The 3,426-nt window shown below is 68.9% G+C and carries 6 protein-coding genes; 4 read left to right on the top strand and 2 right to left on the bottom strand.

The window, feature by feature from the left end; all coding sequences use genetic code 11:
- Positions 1-144: 144 nt before the first annotated feature.
- From JCM19049_RS09970 to JCM19049_RS20025, 4 genes are all read left to right on the top strand, one after another.
- The gene (locus tag JCM19049_RS09970; RefSeq protein WP_279402911.1) at positions 145-924 is read left to right on the top strand and encodes a PfkB family carbohydrate kinase; all 780 of its coding nucleotides are present in this window, start codon (positions 145-147) and stop codon (positions 922-924) included.
- A 125-nt stretch (positions 925-1,049) separates the two neighbouring features.
- A complete protein-coding gene (locus JCM19049_RS09975) occupies positions 1,050-1,835 on the top strand; it encodes a Cof-type HAD-IIB family hydrolase (protein ID WP_054821507.1) in 786 nt (261 codons plus the stop codon).
- Positions 1,832-2,458: a glycerophosphodiester phosphodiesterase family protein gene (locus JCM19049_RS09980; protein WP_054821508.1), complete on the top strand. Its 627-nt coding sequence runs from the start codon at positions 1,832-1,834 to the stop codon at positions 2,456-2,458. The genes JCM19049_RS09975 and JCM19049_RS09980 overlap by 4 nt, the downstream gene beginning before the upstream one ends.
- Complete coding sequence (locus JCM19049_RS20025) at positions 2,379-2,558, top strand: glycerophosphodiester phosphodiesterase family protein (protein ID WP_279402912.1); 180 nt, start codon at positions 2,379-2,381, stop codon at positions 2,556-2,558. The genes JCM19049_RS09980 and JCM19049_RS20025 overlap by 80 nt, the downstream gene beginning before the upstream one ends.
- Positions 2,559-2,684: 126 nt before the next feature.
- Here JCM19049_RS20025 and JCM19049_RS09985 read toward each other — a convergent pair whose 3' ends face one another.
- Both JCM19049_RS09985 and JCM19049_RS09990 read right to left on the bottom strand, forming a co-directional pair.
- Complete coding sequence (locus JCM19049_RS09985) at positions 2,685-3,191, bottom strand: hypothetical protein (protein ID WP_054821509.1); 507 nt, start codon at positions 3,189-3,191, stop codon at positions 2,685-2,687.
- A partial coding sequence (locus tag JCM19049_RS09990) for a hypothetical protein (protein WP_279402913.1) occupies positions 3,191-3,426 on the bottom strand: 236 nt, incomplete at its 5' end. The genes JCM19049_RS09990 and JCM19049_RS09985, both read right to left, overlap by 1 nt.

The following is a 3,426-nucleotide window of genomic DNA, read 5'->3' on the forward strand; positions in this document are numbered from 1 at the left end:
GGCCGCCGCACAGGCCCGCGCCCGCGGCCAGGAGCACCGCACCGAAATTTTCGGCGGGGACCACTACACGTGGATTGACCCGGCCAGCGACCAGTGGCGGGCCTGCGTCGCAGAACTGGCACCCTGGCACTTTGGAGGAAGCACATGAACCCGACGGTGATCGGCGAGGCGCTGGTCGATGTCCTGGCCCCCGGGATTTCCCCGCCCCAGGAGTTCGTGGGCGGCAGCCCGCTGAACGTGGCCGTCTCGCTGGCCCGGCTGGGCTACCCCGGCACCCTGGTTTCCCGGTGGGGGCAGGACGAGAAGGGGCGCACCATCGAGCAGCACCTGGCCGAGAACCAGGTGAAGTTCCTGGGCGGCGCCGATGACAAGCCCACCGTGATCGCCCATGGCGTGCTGGACCCGGCCGGGGGAGCGACGTTCGCCTTCAACGCGTTCTGGCAGATGCCCACCCTGGTCACCGAACTGGATCCGGGCAGCCAGCTGGTGCACACCGGCTCGATCGCCACCCTGTTCAGCCCCGCGGAGCTGCTGCCGCTAATCACCCGCGCCCGGCAGCACGCGACCATCAGCTATGACCCGAACCTGCGCCCCTCGCTGGTGTCCAACCACGCCCAAACGGTGGCCGAGGTGGAGCAGTTCGTCGCCGTCGCGGACGTGGTGCGGGTTTCGGGCATCGACCTGCGCTGGCTCTACCCGATGCGCTCGGTCAAGCAGACCGCCCGCGCCTGGCTGGAGCTGGGACCTGCCATGGTGGTCTCCACCGCCGGTTCGGCCGGGTCCTTCGGGTGGTGCGCGCCGGAACCGTGGAACAGCAGTCCAGGCTGGTGGAGGTCACCGACACCGTGGGCGCCGGGGACTCGTTCACCGCGGCGCTGCTGTGCTGGTTCGCCGACCACGGCTGATCGGCGCCGGGCAGCGTGAGCGGCTGGCCGCGGTGAGCCTGCAGGAGCTGCAGGCCGCCCTGGACTTCGCCTCGAAGGCCGCGGCCGTCACCGTCACCCGGGCCGGGGCGAATCCGCCTACCGCCGGGAGCTGGCGTGATCAAGATGATCGCCTCCGACCTGGATGGCACGATCGTCTCGGGAACCGGGCAGATCTCGGCCCGCACCCGGGACGCGTTCCTGGCCGCCCGGGCCGCCGGGATCCACATCGTCTTCGTGACCGGACGGCCCTACCGCTGGCTGACCCCGATCGTGGACGCTTTTGGCGGGCTGGGAACGGTGATCTGCTCCAACGGGGCGGTGCTGTACGACCTGGAAAACGACCAGGTGCTGTGGGCGCAGACCATCGACATCGCCACCGCCCGCCAGGCCCAGCAGATCATCCTACACCATGAACCCCAGGCCAGCTTCGCCGCCGAAACCACCAAGGGCCTGCACCTGGGCCACGGGTTCGCCCAGGCCGGGCGCACCCTGGGCTCCCTGGCGGAACTGGACCTGCACAGCCAGGAGCTGGACACGGAGGGGATCGTGAAGTTCCTGGCGCGCTCGCCGGGGCTGCCGGTCGAGGAGTTCTACCAGGCCGTGTACCCGGATTTGTCCCAGCTGCTGTGGCTGACCCATTCGGCCACCGACGTCTCGCTGCTGGAGATGGCGCACCTGGAGATCCACAAGGCGCACACGCTGGATGAGTACGCCCGCAAACTGGACATCAAGCCCGAGGAGATCATGGCGTTCGGGGACATGCCCAATGACATTGAAATGCTGCAGTTCGTGGGGCATGGGTATGCGATGGCCGATGGCCACCGCGAGACGCTGGCCGCCACACGGCTGACCGCCCCGCCGTTTTCCCAGGACGGGGTGGCCCAGGTGATCGAACGGCTGCTGAAGTGAAGTACGGTTTCAGCCACCGCGGGTACCGCCGCGGCGCCGAGGAGAACACGCTGGCCGCGTTTCAGCGCGCCTATGCGGCCGGGATCCGCCATTTCGAAACCGACGTGCGCGCCACCAGCGACCAGACCGTCTATGCCTTCCACGACGAAACCCTGGAGCGCATCACCGCCGGGACCGGCCGGTTCAACGACCTGAGCGCCGAGCAGGTCGGCGCGCTGCGGGCCGGCACCGAGTCGCTGGCCACCCTGGAAGAGCTCATCAACGCCTTCCCCGATGTCATGTTCAACATCGATGTGAAGGACGTGGCGGTCATTGCGCCGCTGGCCAAGGTCATTGAGCGCACCGCTAGCCATGACCGGGTGGCGCTGGCCTCCTTCGACACCGCCCGCACCCGGGCCACCGCCCACCTGCTCTCCCGCCCGGTGCGCACCAGCCCGCACCCGGGAAATGACCCGCATCTGGCTCTGGGCCCATCTGATCGGGCGGGTTCCGGCGAAATACCCCAAGGAGTTCTGGGCCGTCCAGGTTCCCCGGCGCCACGGCATGATCCCGGTGACCACCGGGCGCTTCATCCGCGCGGTGCGGCGTTCGGGCATGCAGGTGCATGTCTGGGTGGTCAATGACGAGCCGAGCATGCGGCGGCTGCTGGATCAGGGGGTGGATGCACTGGTCAGCGATGAGGCGCAGCTGCTCAGCCGGGTGCTGCAGGACTACCCCAGGTAGCGCTGCCGTCAGCTGAATTATCCGGCAAACCGCAGCCTCGCGCGCATGCCTCAGCTTCGATCGCCAAGCTCATCCCCGGCAGCCCCGTGGCTGGGGACTCTGTGCCGGTGAACGCGCCCGGGACCGCTACCCGGAGATCTGCAGGGTCTGCAGGATCTGCGGGGCGAAGTGCTCGATCTCCGCCGGTTCGGCCTCCACCAGCAGCCGCAGCCAGGCCTCATGCTGGGCCAGCGGGGCGATCAGGCAGGCCGGGTCGATCAGCGCGTAGAGCTCGTCCGGGGTGCCGTAGGCGGAGAACTCCTCCAGGTAGGCGAACAGCGCCCGCATGATGCGCTCGTCCTGGATCTCGCAATCCCACTGCTGCTGCATCGCCGCCAGCGGCTGGGCCAGGGAGGAGAACGGGTGGGCCCAGTGCCCGGCCCCCAGGTTCAGGATCCGCCCGTGCAGCCCCACCTCCGGGGGAATGACCACCTGGTCCAGGCCGAAGGCGCCGTGTTCCACGCTCAGGGGAACCGGGGCCTGGGCCAGCACCTGGCAGGCTTCGGCCAGGGCCGGGGTGCCGGCATACAGTTCGTCGGCCTGTTCACCGGTGATTGCCAGCGGGTGCCCGTTTTCCAGGGACACGTGCAGCATCAGGCCTGGTCGAACTGCTCGGGCAGGAACTGCGGATCCACCACCGGCATCCCGGCGTCAAAGAACGTCTGTTCCTGGCCCATCAGCCCCACCTGCAGCGAGGCCAGCGAACGCAGGGCAAATTCCCAGCTTTCCACGGTTTCCCCCAGGGCCTGCACCGTGTGCCCGAAGTCGGGGCTGAGCAGGTAGCCGGCGGTGCGGTCGATGGCCAGGGGCATGACCACCCGTTCGGCAG

It is taken from the genome of Arthrobacter sp. JCM 19049 (assembly GCF_001310435.1).